Source organism: Bifidobacterium sp. ESL0764 (assembly GCF_029395515.1).
GTDB lineage: Bacteria > Actinomycetota > Actinomycetes > Actinomycetales > Bifidobacteriaceae > Bifidobacterium.
This window is the reverse complement of sequence record NZ_CP113919.1, coordinates 1,968,224-1,991,056: the sequence shown is the minus strand read 5'-3', so window position 1 is coordinate 1,991,056 and position 22,833 is coordinate 1,968,224. Positions and strand designations below refer to the sequence as shown.

Genomic DNA, 22,833 nt, shown 5'->3' with positions numbered 1-22,833 from the left:
TCAATGATAGCGGAGGGCTATATGAGGATGCAAAGAAAGCAATCCAAGGTTGGAAAATTCCTGGCCTGCGCATTGTCCGGTGCCATGGCTTTGGCGACGTTGCTTCCTGGCACCGCCTATGCGGGCGGTGACGGTGGGTCGGCCGGTGGCGGCGGCGGGGGAAGCATGGCTGTCTCCCAGCAATGGGCCTACAAGGACAACGACGATGGTGGTTTCGGCGGGCATGACATGTCATCCATCACCGCAGCGTTCAAACAGTCAGGTGTGACGATGGGCATCGGCACCGATGTGGCCCATCAGGCATTGGATGAGGCGAATACCAATTGCGCCAACCGGTTCCACGAAGCACATCCCGGGAAGGGTGACGGGGACTGTCGCGTAGTCGGAGTGGGCACCATGACCGGCCTGAGCAAAGAGTTTAGCGGGCAGGTCCACAACCCCAAAAGCGTATGGACCGATAACTGGGCTACTCAGGTTTCCGGCGGAACTTACAGTAATGGTGGCGTTGCGTATAACACTTCGACTCCCTTTGCCGATCAGCCTGATACGTCGGTGAATTCCATAGTGGACAAGTACGCTTCGGATGACGTGTCGATTGTAGTGATCATGCTCAATAGATTCGAGCCGATGATTCCGACCTATGATCTGTCGCTGTCTACCTCGGAACGGGCACCGACCGGTATGGCCGTCGGCGCCAAGAATGCGGCACGGGATACGATTCACGCCAGCAACAATAATTCGCCAATTAAAGAGGATGTAAATGCGGATGTGACCTTGCATTACGAGGGTCAGCCCGACGGGTATGTTCCAGCCGGCCAATCGACGAAGACCGGTGGAATCCACAACAACGGCGATTCCCCCTCGCCTTCGTTCTCGCCCTCTGACCTATCGATGACGCATTGGCAGGAAGGCCGATACTGGTTCGATGTGGATGTCAGCAAACAAGGCAAGATGAGCGCAGCCGCTTCGCACGAGGGGTCTGGCGATTCCGCCGAGCAGTGGGACGTCTCTTCGCTGGCTCCTCCGGCACCGACAAAGAAGGTGCAGAAAGGAACCAGCGTCAATGACATGGCCAATACGACCACAATCGAATCCGATACCGGGCGTGGCGGCTATGAGATGCATTTCAAGGATTCGATTACGCCCAACGGTGTCGATTATGACGTTTCCGATATGGAGGTCACCGATGCCAGTGATGGGTCGGATGTGTCAAGTCAATTCGCGATGAATTGGGACCGGCTTGCGAATGTCGTAACGGCCGATCGTTCCCCGAGTTTGGGCGAACTGCCGCTCAACCATATTTTCAGATTCACCTTCAAAGTGACGGTGCACAATCCGACCACCACTGTGGTCGGAGACCTCGCTGAGGTGTCGTGGAACCGGAATCCTTTTGTCGAAACCGCGCATTTTCAGTTTCCGACGCGCGATCCGGATCCTGACAAGGCATGGACCACTAATCCCAATGAATCCCTTGATGTATCGGATCCAGGCCATACCAATCAGGTGGGCGCGGACGGCAGAACCTTTGTACCGGGCGACAGGGTCTCCAGCGTGGTCAATGGTACGTTGCCCAAAGACTTGGTAGAAGACCTTTCACAGTATTCGTTGAGCGACGACTGGTCGGGTGCATCGCGCTATGTCGACTTCCCCAACGAAAAAGCCAAGGTCTATGTGGACGGTGTCGACCGTACCGGAGATTTCGACATCACTACGACCGGTTCTGTGACAACGGCCAGCGCCAAACGCTCGATTCTCGCCGGTAGCGCTCACCAAGCCAATGACCGTGTGGTCAAACTGGTACTTGACGGCACGTTCAAGTTGGAGACGACGGCCACGGACGCGGTGTCGATGACCAATTCCGGCGAAGAGCAATTCAACGGCCAGGGAGTCGATACGAATACGCCGCCAGTGCTCGTGCGTAGCCCCAACCCTGACAAGGCATGGGTCAAGGACACGCAGGGGGCGTTGAATACCGCCGATAAGACGCATGCCAACAATGTGGCTGCCGACAATAAAACCTACGTGACAGGAGACAATGCAGTAGTGGTCGTCAACGGGACTTTGCCCAAGAATCTCGCCCGAGACCTTGACCGATATGTCCTGAGCGATGATTGGTCGCAGGCGGCACAATACGTTGATTTTCCGGCCGGCAAAGCCAAGGTCTATGTCGATGGTGTCGATCGCAGCGACGATTTCAGCATTGGGGTCAGCGATCATGTCACCACGGCCGAGGCCAAACCGGCGATACTGAGCGGCAGCGGCAAACAGCTTAAAGACCGCAAGGTGAAGCTGGTGCTGAACGGAACGATGCTCAAAGACGTGGACGCGCATACCACGGCCACGATCGTCAACAAAGGCAGCGAGCAATGGAACGGCAAAACGGCCGCGACGAACACGCCACAGGTGCATGTGTGGAGCCCGAATCCCGACAAAAGCTGGGTGCGGCTCGACGAAACCGGCAAATGGAAGTTGGTGATCGATCCGAACAAAAGCGACGCGACCGGGGCAGACAACCTCACGTTCCTCGATGGCGACCAGCTGGGGGCGGTAATCAATCTTCCGATCAGCGACCCCAGTGTGCTGGAATACGGCATCAGCAAGCTTTCGCTGACCGACGACTACGCAAAAGCCGACTATCTCGTCGACCCGCAGGCGATTTCCAAGGTGCGCGTGTATATGGCGCCTGCTGCCTCGAGCAGCCAGTCGAGCGTCGACGCCATCAATACCATTGCGGGTTCGGATGTCACCAAGGAATTCAACATTTCGCAAGAAGGGACGAGGATTACCGCCAAGGCCAGGTCCGATTGGCTTGCCTATCTTTCGCGCCATGTCGGCGCTGTGCAGATCACTATGTTTGTTCCGTTCCTCGCCAACTATGCCAACGGGAAGGGTGCCGCGAAAGTCCGTGAGGATTTCGGCAAAGGCACCGGTGAGGAGCTTGCTTTTGGAACCGATCCCGGCGGAACGGATCTGCTGAACAAGGGTTCGATTCTCGTCAACCGCCAAGGCAAGGAGACCAACCTGCCGAAGATCTACGGTTATGTTCCACCCGTGAAAAAGGACGTGGTCAGCGAGGCCTCGCAAGGCGGGGACCAGGGGTCGGTGGATGGCAAGGTCGTCTATCCGGGCCAGAAGGTCGAATACGATCTGGACACCCAGCCGCGTCTTCCTTCTTTGGCTTATCCGGTGAAGACCATCGTGCTCACGGATCGTTATGACGAGTATTTAACGCCTGACAAACAGACGCTGGAACTCATGAATCTCAACAGCGGACGTATGATTCCCAAGTCGAAATACGTGACCAAGTGGAACGACGCCGAGCACGAGGTAGCCGTTGTCATCACTGATACGGCACTTATCTCCCTGTGGCAGGCCGGAGGCACACCACGTTTGCAGTTGCGATTCGAAGGTACTGTCTCAGCCGATGCTCCGGGTGATCACAAGGTAGGCAACCAGTGGATGCTTACGTTGAACAACTCCCTGACGCCGAGCAATGAGGTGTTCAATATCCCTCCCGAGCTGAATCCTTCCAAGCATGATTTCCAGAGCTCGAAGCAAGGTGACTCCACCGTCTCCATCGACGGAAAGACGTTGCTTCTGGGTGATAGCGGCAGCTACGTCATCGATCTGGACGCCACGCAGGTCGGGCAGGCCTACAACGTATGGAAGCTCGGTATCGTCGACGACTTCGATGAGGAATACCTCAAGGTCGACCCCACGGGCATTGCCGTGACGGGCGATGATGGCCGCGACTATACCAGGAAATTCAATATCGACATTCACGACGGCGTGCTTTACGCTTTCGCGCGTCAGGTCGACACGTTCATAGCCGCTTCTGCACAGACAGTGAAGGGAGATCCGCAGCCCCAAGACCTCAAGGCGTATGCGGCAAACGACGAGCATGACCCGCTTGCCGATCCCGCGATCGACCAGACCTTGCTCGGCCAGCACTATCATATTGCGTTGCCGTACACGGTCCAAAAAGTCAGCGACGGTTATGTGGTGAAAAACAAAGCCGTCCAGATCGAAAACACGGTACGCAAGGAGACCAATGAGGTGAGCAACCCGCTCAAGCCGATCAACCCGGGCAAAGACGTGGTCGTTCAGGTCGGCGGCGAATCCGTGAACGGCTCCAACGTATATAAGAACAGCGCGTTCCTTTACCAGTTGGACAGTTCCGTGCTGCCGGCGAATCGGGCCTATCCGAAAGTCGATGAATGGAATATCGTCGATGACCTCGACCCGAACTACGACCGATACACCGGCCAGTGGGCCGTATATGCCACGCATGATTTGCGAGGCGCAGATGGCAAGGTGATTGCTCATCGAGGCGACAGAATTGCCGGCAACGGGTTCGACGCGATCGGCAGATTCGGTGACGATCTCTTTACTCTCGTAGCCGATGACGGAGGCATCTCTGCGCGCGTTGGCGCTGACGGCATCGATAGCGCAAACGGCGTTGATGGTGCCGAAGGCAACGGTTCAGGGATGCGGATCACCGTCGCCGCAACCGAGTTCTACCGCCGGCTTGTCTCTCGTGACGGTGCGCACGAGCAGGGCTGGCGGGCCTACATTCAGGTTGAAAGGATAAAGCCGACCGAGCATCACGACAACACGTTCGTCGAGACCCTCAACGGGAGGACGAACGAGTCGAACACCGTCTGGACCCGCACGCCTGACCTGATCCCTTCGCTGCATATCGAGAAATGGGACAAGCCGAGCGGCTGGTCGAAGGGCGACCGTGACGATCCGGATGATGCGCTCAACATCGAAGGTGACACCGAAATCGTCTTCACCATCACCAACACCAGCGACGATGAAGGCGGGCATGGGGCGCTGTTCAAGGCCAGCGACCTGAAAATCAGCGATACCACCCTCGCCGGCGATGGCGCGGTGACCGGTTTCAAATATCCGGCCGGATGGTCGAAACTGGTGCTGAAGCCCGGGGATCATGTCGATGTGGTCGGCACGCTGAAAGACGTCACGGCTAGTCACATGGACCGCGCCAAGGTCACGGGGATTCCTCTTATCGCCTATGAGAGCGTAGATACGAATCCCTGGGCAGATGGTAACGGCAACGGGGATGCAGGCCATAGTGTTGGGGGCTCTGCGTCTTCGACTCCCGGGGCTGGTGACAATCAGAATGGTGCACAGACCGGTGACGGTCAGGTTGATGGCCCGGACTCTGGCACTTCCAGCGCTTCCGGGATGCTTCCGGAGCAAAAGACTGACGGTCCCGTTGCCTCGTGTCCGGATTCAGGTAACGGTGCCCAACTCGAGACTGTCAACATCGAAGGGCGGACCATGAGCAAGATGCAGCCGGTCGCTTCCAACCTCGACGATTGGAACGGCAAGAGAGAAAAGCCGTTGGTGGCTACCGGCACATCCGTCATGCTGGTGCTGCTGTTGGCTGGCGTGTTCCTCTTCGGAGCTCTGGTGTTCATGAGCTTGTCTCGAAACCGCTACAGCCCGCGGCATCGGTGACATGGCCTCGATATCGTCTGTTTCCGGGGTCTCCCTAGAAAAAATGGAAGCCCCGGATACCGTATCCTCAGGCCTGTTGAATCCGCAACTATTCGGATAAGTCTCTGAACTCAAGAAAAATCGGAAATGTCAAAGCCCGGAATCCTTGAGATTCCGGGCTTATTGGTAGCGGGGTTAGGATTTGAACCTAAGACCTCTGGGTTGTAACATAGTTTTGTCACTGGTTGTAACTGTATGTCATAAACTTGTATAAAATATAGTAATTACAAGGATTTTCAGATGACTCATCATCATTTTATGTCACTGGTTGTAACTGTATGTAACAATTCTATCGCTGAGTTTTACGCTCATATTTAGGAGGCACTCAATTGAAGAAAAAGCTGATTGAATGCCTGGAGCATCGGCGCGACGTTTGTGGTGTCGGTATATGAATCTCTATTGACTTCTTGGGTATGGCCGAAATAGGCTGCGCGGATTATTTCCGGGACGGATCCTAGAAGCATGGTGTTGAGCGTAGCTCGCCAGACATGAGATCTCGCAGTTTTCAGCAGTTCTATGTTGAGTTCATCGGCGAGTTCACAATAAAGATTGGCGATGGACTTTGAGCAATTTCGTGCATCCCATATTTTCGAAGCGTCAGTTGGGGAGCCTATGACATAATCAGAACTGCTGCTAGAAGCTCTTTTACGCGCCTGTAGACGCTCGACAACCGCTGGAATGAGTACTGGCACATCCCGCATCTTATGTGTCTTAGACAGGGCCTTCGAAATATGTACAGTGGCCTGCGACCGCTCGCCAAATCTAATGTTTTTCCAAGTGATGGCGTTGGCTTCTCCGATGCGTAAGCCCGTCGCGGCTTGCAGCAACGTTACGTCTATTGTGTTACGTCTTTTCGCTATGCGGTCTTCCAGGCCAAACCTGCCCTGTTTGGGTTTGCTGATCCCGTCTTCCGGGACTATGCTCAGTAGCTTTTGCACGATAGACGCATACTGCGGTAAGGTCAGCGCGTGCCCGCCCCTTGGGGTAGCAGCGTCGTTATCGTCCTCTGGCAGGTTAAGGTCGATGCTCTCCTTGAGGAGAAGATTGTTCTCCACGAGCTGGTCCCGCACCATGCTTTGCAAAACATATTTGCTGAGGACTGTTCTGGCGTGATGGGCACTTTCCTTTCCATGTTCTCGTGCCACGGCTCTCAGGACGGATTCCAGGGCCTTGAAGGTGGTGCCGCCGGCGATTGTGTATCCCTTCGTGTTTTGACTTGTTTTGTAGGCGGCGATGACTTGCTTTATTGCCGCCAAGTAGCGCAGTTTCGTATTTTTCCGTAGGTTTGATGCCTCGATGGACGGGATACTTACCTTGACGATGTAATCGTTAATCAGATCTGTTGTCTTCCAAGTTTTCTGATCGCCAGCGCGGAGCAACTCCGTTGCTGTTTTTCTCGCTCTTGCGCGAGCTATTCCAATAGTTTTACCTTGAGAACGGCGGTTCAACAGTCTTCCGTCCATGAGACGTATTCTCCAATCGAATACGTAGACCCCGTTTTCTTTGCGCACCTTCGCGCGGTCGATACTTGTCTCGCCTGGTTCGATTTTTGCCTTTGAAGCTGTCATATACCGATTCTATCGCTGAGTGTAGAAGTACAGCATGGTTCAATTCGAACCTTATAGAAAAAGTGTCTCTGGTATCCAAAGAAAAGCTGCCACGGGGCGGGTCGATAATCTATAATGGCAATAAATGCAGAGTGAGAGAAAGGTGTGAATGATGTCTAAAGATGAAGGCAATAATCAGAAGCCTCAGCCCGGTGTCCATAATGCTCCTCCAAGTCATGTTAATCCACAAAATCAGACCAGCATACATACAAATTCTCTGCATCCCAAGGGTGTTCGCAGAGTAATTAAGCATGGGTGAGAAGAAACTCGTGGCGGGGGAGCGCATGGAAGATGACGGAGTAGTGGAATCTCTTGAAGATGTCCTCACTGAGCTGAGACACCAACAGGATTTTCGCCGTCATCAAGTCGATATCTCTATCCAACAGAGTCAGCAGCTCATAGGTTTTGCGTCGCTTACCTCAGCTCTTATATCATTATCTACGGTTCAGGCGGAGTGGTGTAAGTGGGTCAGAATTTTTTCATTGGTGTTCCTTTTGTTGGCAATCGGTATCGGTGTGTTTGATTTATGCAAACCCGGTCGCAATGAAAAACAGCCCGCTATAAAAGAATTACGCGATAAAGCTGCCGAGTTCGGCGAAAATAAAAACCGCCGGGAAGATGTCTTGCTTGATCTCATCGACAACATATCCGAAGATGAAAAGAATGCTAGAAAAAAAGAAGATGAACGTATTGGCGTTGTCCATTTAGGATACGTTTTTCTTGGTATAGCTATCCTACTTATGGCTATTGCTCTACTGGGTAACCAGGTTGTTCCGTCTACTCGCTAGCTTCACTGATTGATTTCTCGTGTTTTGATGATTCTACAAAGATTTATCTGATAGTTTCCTTGTTCCACAAACGTTCGTTTATGAAACATCGGCAATTGGGATGATCTTATGTGGCTTTTCTTCGCTTTTAACGTACCAAAATCCGTTCCGTATTCAATGTCCGATATAATAAGGATGTAACGAGTTTCGGTATATAGGAGGTGTCCGGATGCTGATTGGATATGCCAGAGTGAGCACATTGGATCAAGATGAGTCGCTTCAGACTGATGCGCTCAAGAAGGCCGGCTGCGAGAAGATTTACACCGATCATGCCAGTGGGGCGAAGGAGCACCGTCCGCAGCTCGACCGGATGCTCGATACTCTCCGAAAGGGAGATGTAGTAACGGTCTGGAAACTTGACCGGCTTGGACGCAGCGTGCAAAATCTTGTGGTCCTCGTCAACCTGTTCAAACAACGTGGGGTAGAGTTCCGCAGCCTCACCGAACAAATGGATACCACTACCCCCGGTGGCGTCCTCGTTTTTAATGTATTTGCAGCCATGGCCCAGTTCGAGCGCGATTTGATTCGCGAGCGCACCAACGCCGGCCTCCAGGCCGCACGCCGACGCGGCCGCAAAGGCGGGCGCAAACCCAAGCTTACCTCGGCCCAGGCCGAGAGGGTGCGCGAGTTGTACGACTCCAAGGCCGTCACCGTCGATGAAATCGCGCGCCAATACGACGTCGGGCGTACCACCGTCTACCGTGCGCTCGACAGGGCCAAGACGCAAACAAAAACGCAAAAGTAGAGAGGAGAAAGGAAGTACCCGGCACGAGTCTCCCCGTGCCGGGTGGTCCTAGCTATCGCCTGCGCCACCTCCAAATGACGATCAGCCCGCAACCGACAACGATCGCGAGCAGCACGTCAACCATCGCGTTATCGGCGTTGGCCGCCAGAACGATGGTCAGTGCCACGATGGCCTGAATGGCGTCAGGGTAGTCGGAACCCTTCCTTTGGTTAGGCATGGAAGATGCCTTTCTCGGTATGGCCGCGCCACGACAGACGCGGCGAGGTCGATACGGCTGGATGGCCGCACGGTCATGCAAGCCTTGGTGAGGGGCCGACACAACGGGCTCATCTTATCGCGAACGGGTATATATCCCGGAAGATGGTATACTGAACTTGTCTGTTACGGAGGTGACTCATCGGAATCTAGCCGGCGAATAAAGCTTTTACCGGTGAGGCCGTAACCGATGGGGATGTTTCCACATCCTCATTCTCAGTATGGCCGTCGGCCCCGGTACCTGGAATGGGTGCCGGGGCCGAGGTGTATCCGCCAGACAATACACGTTAAATTTCAGGGTTATAGGCCAAAAACCATTATAGGACGGTCTGCTTTTTTAGGGGATGAGACGGAAGAGCCTCGGCCGAAGCCGAGGCTCTTGAGCGATCGTTGCCGTCCGATCTTTTATATTTCAATTCACACCACCCTTGCGGATGGTGACCATGCGACACCCTCAATGCGAAACCGCGATGAGATGCCGCTCATCGAACAACGCACTCCCGTACGTGAATGCTGCCAATACGGCAAGCCGTACTGACTGTTCTATTTCAATTCACAAGAAGGATTAGGCCTTCTTGACATTCATCCAGACGCCTAACAGTCCGAATGGGCAGAAATATTGTATCACCGTCGAGTCTGCTCAGCCAGTCTCGGTGTTTTTCCGTGTTCCGCTATATTTTCCGGGACGGTGACGGTTGCATGATATAGGCGAGAAGGTGCTTCTTTCAATGAAAACAGATGCGGTCCCATGGGCATAGTTCCCGTGGGACCGCATCACGCGGATACGCATTTGCCTATTTGGCTGTCGGGTCCTTGCTGACGGCCTTGGCGTGGTCGATGGCCTTCTTGAGCTGGGCGCGGGTGTTCTCGTCGGCGACCTTGCCCTCGCTCTGCTTGTAGAGCTGTTCGGCCTTCCTGAGGTCCGTGTCGAGGGTCTTGTGGGTGGTCTTGTCCATGTCCTGTTCGAGGGCCTTGCGGTGGGCCGCGGCGTCCTTGTCGCCGGTGTATTCGGCGGCGAGGTCCCTGTTGTCGAGCGTGTCCTGGCGCAGCGTCTTGGCGGGCGCGCCGGCGGGGCAGGCGACCGCCTTGGGAGCCTTGCCGGCCCTGCTGTTGTCCTGCTGGACCGTCTTGAGCAGTTTCCTGTCGGTGAGGTGGCCGGGCTTCACGGCGTCCCTGGCGAGTTGCCCGCCCTTCGTGGCCCCGGCCCGGTGGGCCTTGTAGGCCGCCGTGACGCCCGCGGCGCTTTCCCGGCAGTCGGCCAGCGCGGCCCCGCGGTCGGCCCTCACGCCGAAGAACGCGCCCACCGCCACCAAGGCGATGACGACGACGGCCACAATCACGCTCGTTGTCTTGTGGCTTTTCAGGTATTCCATGATCCTTCTCCCCGTTTCCCGGTCATTCCCTTGTACTTGTCCGAATATACGCGCACCGGGCGAGACACGCATGACGGACCCGGATATTGTGAAGATTAAGTGTAGGAAAATACGGCGGATTTGCCCCTTATCAGGGTGTTTTGCCCCCGTTTCGCTTGATCGGCGGCCGGCGACACGCCGAGGCCAGGGCGTCCCTCGGGCCTCCGAAACGCCGTTTTCGGCGAAATCCTGTCAAGCGCCGTTTCACCACGGGCGTAAGGACACGCCGTGTAAGCGCCATTGCCGTGATGGTTGTGTGAAGGATATTGGCCTGTTTTCGGGCATAAAAAAAGCGCCCCGCGGCGCTCTCAGGCAGGCTGCCCGCCCCCGCCCGGCCCGGGCTGTCTGCCGCCGGCGACGATGGTGCCCTGGCGGTTGCTCATCTGCTTGTCGGTGGAGACGACCTGGGTGTAGCCGTACAGGTCGGTCTGGGTCATCTCGTCGCGGACCGTGGGGCTCGCGCCGTTGTAGACCTTGCCGACGATGCCCTTGGAGCTGTCGTCAGCCACGCGCAGCACCCAGTGGTAGGTGCCCGGCGTCCAGCCGGTGAAACCGGATCCGAAGTCCTCGGGCCTGACGCTGGCCTCGGTCGACCATTCGCCGCCGTCGGTGGCGTCGCCGCCGGCGGTGACCTGGTGGGAGGGGAGGCCGGCGGTGCCGGTCTCGATGCCGTCGGCGCAGTACGCCGTGTCCTTGCCGAAACGGGCCTGCACGGCGGCGGGCAGCTGGTCCTTGCTGTAGCCGTGGCCGGGCACGTAGCACAGCTCGTCGGTGGCCTTGAGGGTCACCGGCATATTCACGCCCTGGTGCTTCAATTCGTCGAGCACCTCGCCGACCGCGCCCTGGCGGTCGAGCCCCATCCAGACCTTGTCCTTGGCGGCGTTGTTGGTGCCCATGGCCGGCTGCTGCAAGGCGTTCGTGCGCGCGGTGACGGGCACGGGCAGCGGGTCGGCCTTGAACCGCTCCTTCGGGTCGTTGGACCCGTCGAGCTTGTTCGGGTCCACGCCGTCGCCGTAGTCGGTGTCCCAGTGGTAGTTGCCCGGGAGCACCGTCTTCTGGCCGAGGTCCACCGTGGCGTCGTAGGCGCCCTTCTTGTAGCTCACGGAGCCGTCCTGGTTGGTCTTGCCGGCCGGGATCGGGTTGCCGAGGAACGAGCCGCCGTCATACTTGAGGTGGCCGTTGACGGTGCCGTCCATTATCGCTGGCGCCTTCGTGTCGTCGTCCTTCGACTTGGAGAACCAGGTTTTGTCCCTGACGTCCTGCTTGCCCATGTTCGCCGAACCCTGCGGTGTTGCATCGGTATGCGGGGCGACGCTTTCGCGTGGCTGATCCTTGTTGATGACCACGCAGATCTGGACTTCCTTGAGTCCGTTCGAACGCTGGTGCATCGACTGGTTGTAGGCTTCCTTGTAAACAGCATCATCGAATGCTGTGTTATCGTCAGGATCGCTGTTGCCGTGGGCGTTGTCGAACTGCTGTTTGAGGGCCGGCCAATCCTCGTTGAGCTTGTTGGTGAGGTAATTGCCGGGGTTCTTCTCGTAGAAAATCTTGCCGCCATTGCCATCGCCGAGGAAGCTGCCTACCAGGACGACTCGGTAGTCGCTTTGCTGTGTGCCCGGATGCTTGTCGGTGGCGTTCTTGAACGCGTTCTTGCAGGCGACGTCCATGTTGGTGAAGTCATAACCCGGATCATGGTAGTTCATCTCGGGTGCCCAATAGGGCCAGTGCTTCATGCCGCTTGTCTTGCCGTCGCCTTCACGGGCGTCACCGTCATGGGTGGCATTGTCGTATGCCCACCATTCGGCACCATAGCCCGAGTCATATTTGCCTTTGCCACCGTCGCCGATGGGCTCAAACCCACCGCCGCCTGTATCATTCGGGCCGGCCATGGCCGTTCCCGGGATGGCGACGATGCCGCCAAGCCCCATGGAGAGCGCGATGATCGTGCCCAATAGTTTCTTCCCCAGGCCATGCCCCTGGCCGCCTGACGGCGGTGTCGTGACACGGGGATTTCGATGAATGAGCTTCATGTTCTCCCTGCTCCTTGCATAGGTGATATGAACATGTGGGTACAAAACGCCTTAAACAAAGGCGAGTCCCACAGGCCTCATTCTATCGAACGGATTGGACGGTCGAAACACCTGTCCGGACGGGGATATACGAGGCCACAGGCCTCGATTTTGATTTTGAAAATACAACTGATCCTGAAGGAGGATTACGATGAACAACATGTCTATGGAGAAGAGTAAGAGGATCCGCTCGCTCACCGCGTGCGCCGTGACATTATTACTGTCGGCGGGAATGCTCGCCGGTAACGTCGCCAACGCGGCGACCACCGAGGCTTACACGGCGTACAGTACATCTGATAGGGCTCTGAAGGATGCTATGGACGCCGTCAACGCATCGATGAAGGCCAAGTCGGACGCTGATGCCCAGGCCGCTGCCGACGCCCAGGCCGCTGCGGCAGCGCAAAACCAGGCAGTCCAACAGCAAGGGGTATCCCAATCCGGTAACGGCTCACGGTCCAATGGCTATCGGACCGGCGGACGGCAGACGCCGCACTACTCGGCGCCATCCACGCCACACTACACACCAGCACCAGCTGCTCCGGCCCCATCGTCAAATCCCTATGGTGGAGATTCGTCCTATCATCCTGAGTGGGGCGATGCGCCGCATGGCCCATGTAAGCCAGGCAATGGTTTTATCGGTTGCAACTTTTGATTACCAGACGATATGTTGGCCGTCGTTCCCCGCCGGGGTCCGGCGGTCTTTTCATATCCCGATATAAGGAGTTTGTCGGATGTCGCCTGATTCCGATCCGCACAACCGTCGCACGCGCGTGTCCGTCGCGTTGCCTGTAGTGGCCGTGTCCTGGCTGGTTCCCGTCCTCACGCCGGCGCTTTTCGCACCTGCCGGCCGGGCCTTGCCCCGTGTGTTCGTCGGGGTGGGCCTGGCGGTGGCGGAGGGCGTGCTTGCGCTTACGTGCGTGCGCCGTTAGGGCGCCCGTCTGTCGGCCGTCGTTCCCGTTCATCGGGCCCGACGGCCTTTTCGTAGGCTCGGTGGGGGTGCCTGTCATGGGTGTGGTCGTTTGGCGGCGTGGTCCGCCATTGTTTTCGGCCGTCGTCCCTTTCGTGGGGCGGCGGCTTTTTGTTGTTGCCGCCTGTGTGGGTGGCATGGTTCCGGATTGGAAAGGTTTTGGTCGTATATGGGATTGAAGAAAATGAGTGACGCCGAGCTGACGGCGTTCCTGGATGGGGTGCGTTCGCATACGCTGGACCAGGCGCGTCGGTTCCGCGAGGAGCTTCCCGATGGTTCGGCGTCCAAGCGGCACACCAGGGCGTTGTGGGAGGCATGGACGGACATGCTGTCCCGCGCCGACATGGTGTGGTCCGGTTTCCTGCCGATCACGGCCAGTCCCGAGGACGCGGTGGACAACGACGGCGTGCCGGCGTTCTCGGTCGTGCAGCACGCGGACCAGGACGGCGCCGAGGCCGCCACGGTCGGCATGCCGGCCGACGGCCGGTCCCTGTGGTTCGCGGGCGCCGTGCCGCTGACGATGGGGCTTCCGTCCCGCAACGGCATGCCCGTGGCTATGGGCGCCATGGCGGGCGTGCTCTCGTTGGGTACCGGGGATGTGGCCCTGTTGGATTCCCCGGATATGATGCGCAGGCTGGGGTCAGGCCTGTGGCGGCAGGTGCGCGGGACGCGGCAGGTCCCGTTGGAGCCGTTGCAATGCGTCGCCGCGCACACGTCCGACGGCTCGCCCATGACGATGGCGCTGATGGACCGGCAGATCGACAAGCAGGGCGGCTACGCCTACCCGTACGGTGACGAGCCGACGATGCTGTTCGCGCCCGAGCTGAAGACGCTCCCCGCCAGCATCGTCACGCAGATGGCCGACCGGTTCACGGCTCCGTGGTCGCTGCGCGGCCATGCCGCGGCCGGGACCCTGGCCGACGGCGTGACGGTATATCGCATCGATGGCGCCGACGAGGTTCCCTGCGGGCTCGACTGACCGCCCATCGGCCGTCGGATCCGTATTCGGGTCCGGCGGCCTTGTCGTATCCGCAACGAAAGGATTTTTATGGACCGCAATGAATCGGATGGGGCCGTGGATGTCGGCCGCGGCTTCGGCCGCGGGTTCGACATCGGGTGGGCGGCCGGCACGCTCGCCGTCATGGCCGTCCTGACGGCGCTCGGCTGCTGGGCCGCCGTCTCCTTCCTGGACGGGATCAGCACCGATGCGGGCCTGGCCTGGTGGCTCGACCGCATCACGCCCTGGGGCGTCGGCCTGCTGTTCGTGGCCAGCGTCGGCCTGCCGTGCCCGCTCATGGGCGGCACGGTCGCGGCGGCCCTCGATCTGGTGCGGGCGCTGGCGGAGCCGGCGGACACCGGACACGGGGACGACCCCGCGCCGCTGCCGCCGGACCCGATCCGGCGGCCTTTCACCGATTGAAGCGAGATGCCGCCGGGCCGTTTCGGATTGTGGCGGATGAGATTTTTATAAGGAGGAATCATGAAAGGTATCAGTATTACGGTGTCGCCGGGGCGTCTGGAGCGTGTGATCGGCCAGGTGTTGATCGCCCATGCCATCACGGAATCAAAGGATGCGAGGGTGCCCGAGGGCACGCACGCCTATGACGACGATGCGGCGAGGGCCATGTTCTCGGACATGGCGGCCCGTCTGATCGCGGGGCGCCGGACCGACGTCGATAATGGTGGCGTCACGTTGGCGTTCGGCAAGGGGACGTTGGATGGCATCACCGTTGATCTGGGACCGTCCATCGGCGAGCCGGACGGCCTGTCGGTCGCCACGGTGCGTGGCCTCCCGCTGGTCGACTGCCCGGAGGGCGCGGACCTGGCCGGCATCGTCTCCAAGCTGCTGCCGGTCTATGACAGCGGCCTGGCGTTCAAGGATGATCCGGCCGTGGATTCGGAGGCGTTGCGCGGCATGTCGGTCATCACGGACACGGACATGCCGCGTCTGGTGGACGCGATCGTCGGGCAGGTCGACGACTGTCAGTGTCGTGAGACCAGAAAGGAAATGGGTATGGAATCCGATGATATGAGCGTGGTTTACACGGGTGGCGCCGAGGGCGCGGTGACGGTCCCGCTGTCGTTCGCGGAGGGCCGTGCGCCGAAAACGGGCGGGGATGTGATCGTCCGTTTCGTCCGTTCGGGGTTCGCTTCGGCGTGCAAACGACATATGGCGGACGACCATGAGGCCATCACGGTGTTTCCGGATAATGGGATCGGCGATGGGGATGTCTCGTTGAGGCTGGATGGACATGGCATCGATTCGGATGTGGATCGCCTGGCCGATTACATCGTCCGATATCACGGGCCGAACCCGTACGAGCAGACGCCGGAGGCCATCGCCAAGGTGGTCATCGGTCTCCTCCGTTTTGATGACGGCCGTTTCGACGCGGCCATCGGCATCCTGGTGAGTTTGGGACTGGATCCGGAATATTACAGCCCGGTGGGACCGTGTGTCAGCTTGTGGCAGACGGATGGTGAGTGACACCGTTACCCGATGGGTCATCGAATGGATTGCGGAAGCGGCCGAAGGCCGCTGAATGGACATTGATTATCAAAGGAGTCTGACATGAATACATTATTCGGATCTCATCTTGACCGTCTGGTCGAGCATGCGATCGTGTTTCACGGCTTGTATCGAGGGGAGACGAAATTGCCGGACATGGCGCTGCCGATCATCCCGGGCCATGCCGCCGACTATGGCGATGTGGCGCACCGCTGGCACGAGGTCGACCGTGACATGGACGCGGTCGACGGCCTGGATCCGCTGGGCTGCCAGCATGCGCTGGCGTTCTCGAGCGGCGGTGTGTCGATGACGGTCGGTGACAATGGCATGGGCAGATTGGAGCTGCTGGATGTTGGATCTGTCGGCGAGGTATATGGTTCTGATCCGTTCGTGCCGCTGGCGCTGCCCGACGGATACGCGCAACGCTTGCTGGACGGCATGATGCGCGGCCTGGACCCCCATGCCGAGACGGACATGTCGGAGTCGGACGACGCGTATCCGGCGTTCTGGTTCAAGACCGGCTCGCCGCGGGGCCGTGACGTGCGGCTCACGTTCGCGTCGGTCGACGACGACGGCGTGCCGGTGGCCGGTGACGACCAGGTGGCGGCGCTTCGTGGCCAGGTGGAGACGGTGTGGGATGGCAGTGAGGGTTCGCGCCAATTGGTCTTCGAGGACTGGCTGAGGGTGGTGCGCCGTTTCGGTGGGCTGTTCTCGCCGGTGCCGGCGTGGTTCCTGGAGTCGCTGACCGGCTATCGCACGATGGTCGACGGGCCGCTGAGGATCTGATATGACGGATGAGATGGCGGCCGGGTCGCCGGGTAAAGGAACGGATGGTGGAATGAATCCTCAATATGGGAGCGGGCTATGAAGAATAGCCCTTGCATTTAAGGGCTAACGCATGGCTCCGCCACCACACCGTCGTGTGGCCCTGCGGGTGTGTTGGCCCTGAAATGGTTGGGGGCTTGCGCCCCCGACACCCCTCGCCTCATATACGAGAGCGTGCGGCGCCAACCTACATGGGGTTGGTGCCGCACGCTCTCGTCTTCGGCTCCTCGCCTCCGCCGTGCCTGTGGACGGGGTGCGCCATGACACAGGTCACGGCTCCCGTCCACAGGCACGGCGGAGGCTGCGGCCAAGGCTCTCCGTCCTTGGATCCAGGCGAGGGAGCCTGCAGGCCCCCTCGACCCGCGCGGCCACACTCGGACGCAATGGCGTCCGGCGTGGACGGGATGCTACTCCAGTTCGGGGCCGTCGTACGTGGCGCCATCTGCGGAAGCGGACAGCCCGGCGTCATGCATCTCCTGGGTGGTCTGGGCCTTCTCGGCCTCGTCCCGTGCCTTCGCCTCGGCGATGAGCTGCCTGTTGACCGGACGGATGTCCGGGGACAGGCGTTCGAGCCACTTGTGGGCCGGCCACCAGCCGGTCATGTCGACACCCTGGTTACGCAGTCGGCGGACGGCCTTGCCGGTGCACAGCCGGTCGTCGCCCGGTTTGGCGTACAGATCGAGGTACGCGTCGGACCAGCACGGATGGTCACGGTTGCCCCTCATCGGGGTCTCGCACACGCCATGTCCAAAGGGGCGCGCGTCGTAGACCCTGCCACCTTGGTAGACGCCGGCGAGGGCGTGGATCAGGCGAAGCAGGTGCGCCGTGTCCCGGTCCAGGCTTGCCTGCTTCTCGGCCCCCGCGACCAGCCGGCTGGCCTCATCCAGCCGCTCCCGCGTCCGTTTCTCATGGCCTTGGGCGATTCCGATGGCCTGTTCCAGCTGACCGGCAAGACGCCGGTTCTTTTCCTCTCGGGCGGACAGATCGGCGAGCCGGGCCATGTTTCCGGCGATCATGGCGAGTGCCGGCCCGTAAGCGGAGATGGCCTCCCGGACCTGCTCCTCGGGCGATTTTTCCTCCTCTCTTGGCTGGCTGTGACGGCGGACGCGGCGGATCAGCTGGATGAGGGGCCCGTCGCCGCCACCGTCGCCCGTGTCGCCGCCGTCCGAGCTGGTGGCGTCCGTTAGGCAGGCCAGCACCAGACTGGCCGCCTCCTCGTCGTCGATGCCCGGTTCGATGGACTCGACGACCATGTAGCACATCAGACCATCCAGGTCGTGCCCGTCGCCGAGCCGGCCGTCGGCGGCCCTGAGCCGGGGGTGCGTGGCGAGCAGGAGCCGGTACTCCCCCCGCCTCGCCGCGAACCAGTCCGGGTCGAGCATGCGCTCGATGACCGCGGCGAACGCGTCGCCCCCGATGTTCCTGTGCGTCGTAGGTGTTGTGTTTGTTGTTGTCATGATGATATTTCTTTCTGCGCGGTGGACCGCGCGATCCGTGTCCGCCGCTCACGGCGGCGTGACGTTTCCTCTTGTTTTCATGGCCGGCGCCGACCCTGGCGCCGCAGGTCACGGCGACCGGCAGGACGCCGGCGTCTTACAGTGTGCGCCCATGATCCGCCTCCCTGTACGCCTGGGGCGGCTGTACGCCCCGTGAGACGAGCACGGCGCGCCTGGTGGGCGGCAGGGCCGCCCACTCGGCTGCCGTGTACGCGTGGCGTGCCCGGCCGGACGCCGGCGGTGCCCCGTCCCCGCCGTCCAGCTGGCGGCGCAACGCCTCCACCGCACGCAGCTGCTCGCCCGACACCGACCCGGCCGCGGGCATCTGAGGGGCCGCGTCAAGCGCCCTGGCGCCCTGCCCGACACCCGCCCGGTAGCCCTCGGCACGGCCGGCCTCGTAACCCTCGCGGCGGGCGCGCGCGAACGTCTCGCGCGCCTTCGCAAGCTCACGCTCAAGCCAGGCCTTGAGACGGTCCACAAACTCGATTTTCACCTTCTGTTCCCAGACGCGCACACGCTCGGCGAACGACGCCTCACGCCGTTCCAGACCGGCCTCACGGTCGTCAAGCTCTCTACGTGTCGCGGCGCTCTCGGCGTCACGTTGACGGGCCATGTCCAGCGTCTCCGACGCCTTACGCCGGTCCTCCCCGGCGGCCCTGGCCTGCTCACGGGCCCTGGCGACCAGCGGCTCCGCCTGCTCGGCCACCGCGCTTTCAAGCTTCAACTGCTCCACCTCCGCCGACGACGAGTACCCGTGCCTGGCCTCGTAGTGGCAATGGAATTCCTTGAGGGCCATCCGCTGGACGCGCCTGTTGAGCTCCCGGTACCAGCCACGCGTAAGCAGCTGGTTGGCGGCGAACCACCTGCCCGACGGCCCGTGTCCCTTGCGGGACCTCGAACGCGGCTTCACGCCGTTGATCTCCGTGATCTGCTCGGGCGTGAGCACGGGGACGAAGGCGGCATGGCAGTGGATGCGGCTCATGCGGCGCACCGGCGGGTCGCCCGGCTGGACGGGCGTGCCCTCGGCCGCCAGGACACTCGCTGAGACGGTGTACTCGTGTAGCTCGTCCATGTGTTTCACGCCGTAGACCTGGTTGTCCCATCCGCCACTCATGGACGCCTGGATCCGCATGCAGGCAAGGAAAAAACGGTCGATCTCCGCCGGATCGTCAGGGTGGGGGAAATCCAGAGGCAGGTCGTAGACCGCGGAGACCATCTCGACCATGCTTTTGCCCTCACGGCGGCCCCTCGGCTTATGGGCGCGGGCCTCCCCGGTCAGGCGCTCGAAACGCTCGACCGGGTTCTCACCGTCAACCGTGTAGACACGGTTCAGACACCTCCTCGACGCGTCGATGTGGGGATTGGAATGATGCTTCCCCAACCGCAGATTGTGTTGCATTACAGCCCGGGCCTTGCCCTGCGGATACTTCTCTATGCTGCAACCTGCCATCAGATCAGATCCTTCTTAATGTTTCTCGACATCGGGTCTATTTGCTTGGCGTCCCGCATTTCCCGCTCATGCCGTTTCTGCTCGGCTCGTTTTTTTGCGTCCTCGAGGCCGAGCGTGGGATCGGCCTTCAGCATGGCGCACACCAGACAATCGTCTTGCCATCCGAAACTCGCTTCGGGCGCGGTCTGCCAATGGTCCTCGATCAGATGCGTGACCGCGGCTTCGCTGTATCCCGCGGACTTGAGGTGCAGCATCATCCGCCTGCGTTTGACCTTCCCGAGATCGGTCTCCAACGCGGCGTGCGGTTCCGTGCCATGGCCTTCCGGACCGCCTGGCAGGGACGCCTTGAGCGCCGGCATGTCCATCAGCGTGTCGGCGAGGGCGTCGGGCGAGTCCACCGATCCGACGTATTCCAAGCCGCGCATGGATTTGAGTTTGGGGCCATGGTCGTCTCCAGGGAAGTACTGGTCGTACTGTTCAGGGATGTCGGGCGCGGACAGTTCCCAGGAATGCACCGCGCCGTCGTGTGAGAGTTGCGGAGTGTAGATGTCATAGCCGTGCCGCCGTGGTTCGGATGACCCCTCGGGGGACAGCTCGTAGCCGACCGCGTCGATGTAGACAGTGATCCGGCGCAGTATCTCGTCCATGGGCATCCCGTGGCTCTCCCGTCCCGCCAGCAGGGCCACGATATCCTGGAGCGACGCCGATGAGGTCACGATGATGACACGCGCCACGATCGGGCCCGTCTTCTTGTAGCGGGAGTCGCTACGGTGGATGTTCATCGGATCGGTGAGCTGAAGGACCTCGCTGAACCGGAGGGAACCCTGGTCGAACTCGTCGATCACGACGACGTCCTCGGACCGGTAGCCCTCCATCACGTGCGTGGTGGTCGTGTCGAATTGCTTCCACCCAAAAGCCTCGCGCAGCCGTCGGGCGAGGGTCTCCGCGCCCAGCGTCTTGCCTGAGCCGGATCCCTGGCCGTGGAACCAGATGAGGGCCACCGGGATGCCTTCCCGCCTCATCCGTTCCGCCTTCTTCGCCGCGATGTGTTCCCCGGCCATGTCGGCCAGATCCTCGAGTTCCTTCCTGTCCTTTCGCTTCAGGTACGACATGACCTCGAACACCCCGTCGTCCGACACCATGCCGTCCCTGTCGAGCTTGCCCTCGCGCACCATCTGCTCCAGCACGGGCAGCAGCTTCCCGATGTTGGCCGAGTTCACGTACTGCCGGCCAGCGAACCAGTCCAGTCGACGAACCCCAAACAGTTTGGCGTACGGCGGACCGCATACGGTCACCACGTCGTCGGGACTGTATTGGTGTTTCCAGACGGTCTTATAATGAGTCATATATGAACAGGCGTCGTCCCACCCGTATTTGCCCTGTTTCATCTTCTCCACGTACTGGGGGTCGAGCCCCAGCCATTCCGCCGCATCCTTGAGCGTCACGCCGTCCCCGGGGCGCAGATGGACTAGGAAATGATCATGGTCCGGCTTGGGACTGCCCGGCTTGTGGATCGAGAACCAAGGATGCGGATCGAGATAGTCCAAGACCTGGTAGATGTCGGAATCGTGCATGATTCCGTACGCGATTATGACCTCGTGACCATGCTCCTCGAAAATATGGACGATACGTTCCAGCAACTTGCGGGGGTCATGCTCGCAGCCCTTAGCCAATGGCCACTTGTCGGGCCTTTGGACGAATTCCAACTGGGTGACGCGGCTCGGACGTTTGCGCTTGGCTATCATCGGAGACCACCTCTGATTGCGCTGCGGCGTGCCATTGATAATGACCCGTTAATAATCACGGCAATAATCACCAGATGAACAGGCGCTGCAACGCCGCTGGAGGCACCCTCGCTGGTACCGGTTGACAAGCCCGTAGGGCTTGGCGCGTAAGGGATTCGACGGCCTTGGCCTCGATCCATTTGCACAGCGATCGGCAACAGGATGGTAATTATTAGGAGGTTCGACGTAGTGATCATCGGCGACCACCTACCATGTGCTTCTCAACATATTTGTTGAGATCTGCAATACGGTAGCGTACCATGCGGCCGTATTTGATATATCGGGGGCCAAGGCCCCTGCTGCGCCAATTGCGTAGCGTTCCAGCTGATACACCGATATACTTTTGAGCAGTAATCGTATCTACGATATGATCTGTTGTCGGTTGCGCGGTACGCGATGCAGCTATGACCGCGTCTTTTGTGCCTTTTTTAGACATACACCTCTCCTAAGGAGAGGTGCCCACGTTATGGCACCCGTCGGCGGGGACAACTTGCACGGTGACTCTCTAGAGTCGCAAACCCCGTCAAAACGACTAAAACTAGTATAGCAATTAAATAATAATCTGCAACCAAGGAGAGTGGGTATATGGTTGGCTCGTATGATACGACGGTCTTTTCCAAGATTGATATCGAGTGCGCGAAATGCCCTCAAGGCAGGCGTCCGATCCTCGCCGAATTCTACCTGTCCGAAGGGTTGGACCGGATCATCTCGGCCAAAAACCAGATTACCGATGGGATAAGAGGCAGCGAAGTCGGCCCATTTTCCCCGGTTCTACCCGTCCAGATAAGAGAGGGGCAGTACGCCATTGATAGATGCCCTATATGTGCAGGAGATTCAGATAAAAGCTCTCTGACCGGAGAAGACTTCCTGAAACAGAAAGGTCTGGGGAAGTATGGCAAAGACAAGACGCTTGATGCTCTCGAAGCCGTTTGGGACGAGCTCCAGAACAAGGAACTCATCAAAAGCACATGCGGGATAAGGCTTGAGAATAAGCATGACAATAGAAAGTTGAGCCGTAAACTACCGATATTCCGATATATGCGGGGAATTCAGGAAAAACGGGCATCGGGTGATACTGATCCTGGAGTGTCGGTACTGATGGAAAACTATGAATCATTCGAAAAGCTTGAAGACCAGCACGGTAAAGATAAAGCACTGATCATGTCCACGGAATATTTTCAATCCATGTTGAAAGGGCTTGAGAACCAGGGATACATATTTGATGGACGGCCGTTGGAGGGTAGAGGTGATAAGCGCATCATTGCTCCTGAGCAGCAAATGTCAATCCACAATATTCTAGTGCTCGCAGGAGTCAGAATATACAGGAATCATCAAGCCTAAAAGAATAATGGTGCTTCACGGAATCT

General features: G+C 59.3%; 18 protein-coding genes. 9 read left to right on the top strand and 9 right to left on the bottom strand.

Features of this window, described 5'->3' with window-relative positions; all coding sequences use genetic code 11:
* Positions 1–21 precede the first annotated feature (21 nt).
* A complete protein-coding gene (locus tag OZX71_RS07720) occupies positions 22–5,484 on the top strand; it encodes an LPXTG cell wall anchor domain-containing protein (RefSeq protein WP_277159901.1) in 5,463 nt (1,820 codons plus the stop codon).
* Positions 5,485–5,837: 353 nt separating this feature from the next.
* On the opposite strand, the gene OZX71_RS07715 is transcribed toward OZX71_RS07720, so the two are convergent.
* A complete protein-coding gene (locus OZX71_RS07715) occupies positions 5,838–7,091 on the bottom strand; it encodes a site-specific integrase (RefSeq protein WP_277159900.1) in 1,254 nt (417 codons plus the stop codon).
* 290 nt (positions 7,092–7,381) lie between these two features.
* Here OZX71_RS07715 and OZX71_RS07710 point away from each other — a divergent pair, with 290 nt between their 5' ends.
* Positions 7,382–7,918 carry a hypothetical protein gene (locus OZX71_RS07710; RefSeq protein ID WP_277159899.1) on the top strand — a complete coding sequence of 179 codons (537 nt, stop codon included), beginning with the start codon at positions 7,382–7,384 and terminating at the stop codon, positions 7,916–7,918.
* Positions 7,919–8,126: 208 nt separating this feature from the next.
* The gene (locus tag OZX71_RS07705) at positions 8,127–8,702 is read left to right on the top strand and encodes a recombinase family protein (protein WP_277159898.1); all 576 of its coding nucleotides are present in this window, start codon (positions 8,127–8,129) and stop codon (positions 8,700–8,702) included.
* 52 nt (positions 8,703–8,754) lie between these two features.
* On the opposite strand, the gene OZX71_RS07700 is transcribed toward OZX71_RS07705, so the two are convergent.
* The 3 genes from OZX71_RS07700 to OZX71_RS07690 all read right to left on the bottom strand — a co-directional run bounded on the left by OZX71_RS07700 (position 8,755) and on the right by OZX71_RS07690 (position 12,399).
* Positions 8,755–8,919, bottom strand: a complete 165-nt coding sequence (locus OZX71_RS07700) for a hypothetical protein (RefSeq protein ID WP_277159897.1) — start codon at positions 8,917–8,919, stop codon at positions 8,755–8,757.
* Positions 8,920–9,751: 832 nt separating this feature from the next.
* Positions 9,752–10,330, bottom strand: coding sequence for a hypothetical protein (locus OZX71_RS07695; protein ID WP_277159896.1), 579 nt, complete (start codon positions 10,328–10,330; stop codon positions 9,752–9,754).
* Positions 10,331–10,677: 347 nt separating this feature from the next.
* Positions 10,678–12,399, bottom strand: coding sequence for a hypothetical protein (locus OZX71_RS07690; RefSeq protein WP_277159895.1), 1,722 nt, complete (start codon positions 12,397–12,399; stop codon positions 10,678–10,680).
* Positions 12,400–12,589: 190 nt separating this feature from the next.
* Between OZX71_RS07690 and OZX71_RS07685 the strand changes: the two genes are divergently transcribed.
* The 5 genes from OZX71_RS07685 (at position 12,590) to OZX71_RS07665 (ending at position 16,697) form a co-directional block, all read left to right on the top strand.
* Positions 12,590–13,090 carry a hypothetical protein gene (locus OZX71_RS07685; protein ID WP_277159894.1) on the top strand — a complete coding sequence of 167 codons (501 nt, stop codon included), beginning with the start codon at positions 12,590–12,592 and terminating at the stop codon, positions 13,088–13,090.
* 484 nt (positions 13,091–13,574) lie between these two features.
* Complete coding sequence (locus OZX71_RS07680) at positions 13,575–14,384, top strand: hypothetical protein (RefSeq protein ID WP_277159893.1); 810 nt, start codon at positions 13,575–13,577, stop codon at positions 14,382–14,384.
* A 69-nt stretch (positions 14,385–14,453) separates the two neighbouring features.
* The gene (locus tag OZX71_RS07675) at positions 14,454–14,825 is read left to right on the top strand and encodes a hypothetical protein (RefSeq protein WP_277159892.1); all 372 of its coding nucleotides are present in this window, start codon (positions 14,454–14,456) and stop codon (positions 14,823–14,825) included.
* Between the two features lie 60 nt (positions 14,826–14,885).
* Complete coding sequence (locus tag OZX71_RS07670; RefSeq protein WP_277159891.1) at positions 14,886–15,890, top strand: hypothetical protein; 1,005 nt, start codon at positions 14,886–14,888, stop codon at positions 15,888–15,890.
* 84 nt (positions 15,891–15,974) lie between these two features.
* Complete coding sequence (locus OZX71_RS07665; RefSeq protein ID WP_277159890.1) at positions 15,975–16,697, top strand: hypothetical protein; 723 nt, start codon at positions 15,975–15,977, stop codon at positions 16,695–16,697.
* A 226-nt stretch (positions 16,698–16,923) separates the two neighbouring features.
* Here the strand turns inward: OZX71_RS07665 and OZX71_RS07660 are convergent, their stop codons facing one another.
* The 5 genes from OZX71_RS07660 to OZX71_RS07640 all read right to left on the bottom strand — a co-directional run bounded on the left by OZX71_RS07660 (position 16,924) and on the right by OZX71_RS07640 (position 21,902).
* On the bottom strand, positions 16,924–17,178 hold the full coding sequence (locus tag OZX71_RS07660) for a hypothetical protein (protein WP_277159889.1): 255 nt from the start codon (positions 17,176–17,178) through the stop codon (positions 16,924–16,926).
* Positions 17,144–18,193: a hypothetical protein gene (locus tag OZX71_RS07655; protein WP_277159888.1), complete on the bottom strand. Its 1,050-nt coding sequence runs from the start codon at positions 18,191–18,193 to the stop codon at positions 17,144–17,146. Before OZX71_RS07655 ends, OZX71_RS07660 begins: the two co-directional genes overlap by 35 nt.
* 136 nt (positions 18,194–18,329) lie before the next feature.
* The gene (locus OZX71_RS07650) at positions 18,330–19,682 is read right to left on the bottom strand and encodes a plasmid recombination protein (RefSeq protein ID WP_277159887.1); all 1,353 of its coding nucleotides are present in this window, start codon (positions 19,680–19,682) and stop codon (positions 18,330–18,332) included.
* A complete protein-coding gene (locus OZX71_RS07645) occupies positions 19,682–21,427 on the bottom strand; it encodes a hypothetical protein (RefSeq protein ID WP_277159886.1) in 1,746 nt (581 codons plus the stop codon). Before OZX71_RS07645 ends, OZX71_RS07650 begins: the two co-directional genes overlap by 1 nt.
* A 232-nt stretch (positions 21,428–21,659) precedes the next feature.
* Entirely contained in the window at positions 21,660–21,902 is a 243-nt protein-coding gene (locus tag OZX71_RS07640; RefSeq protein ID WP_277159885.1) for a helix-turn-helix domain-containing protein, read from the bottom strand.
* A 149-nt stretch (positions 21,903–22,051) separates the two neighbouring features.
* Between OZX71_RS07640 and OZX71_RS07635 the strand changes: the two genes are divergently transcribed.
* Positions 22,052–22,807, top strand: a complete 756-nt coding sequence (locus OZX71_RS07635; protein WP_277159884.1) for a hypothetical protein — start codon at positions 22,052–22,054, stop codon at positions 22,805–22,807.
* Positions 22,808–22,833: the final 26 nt, after the last annotated feature.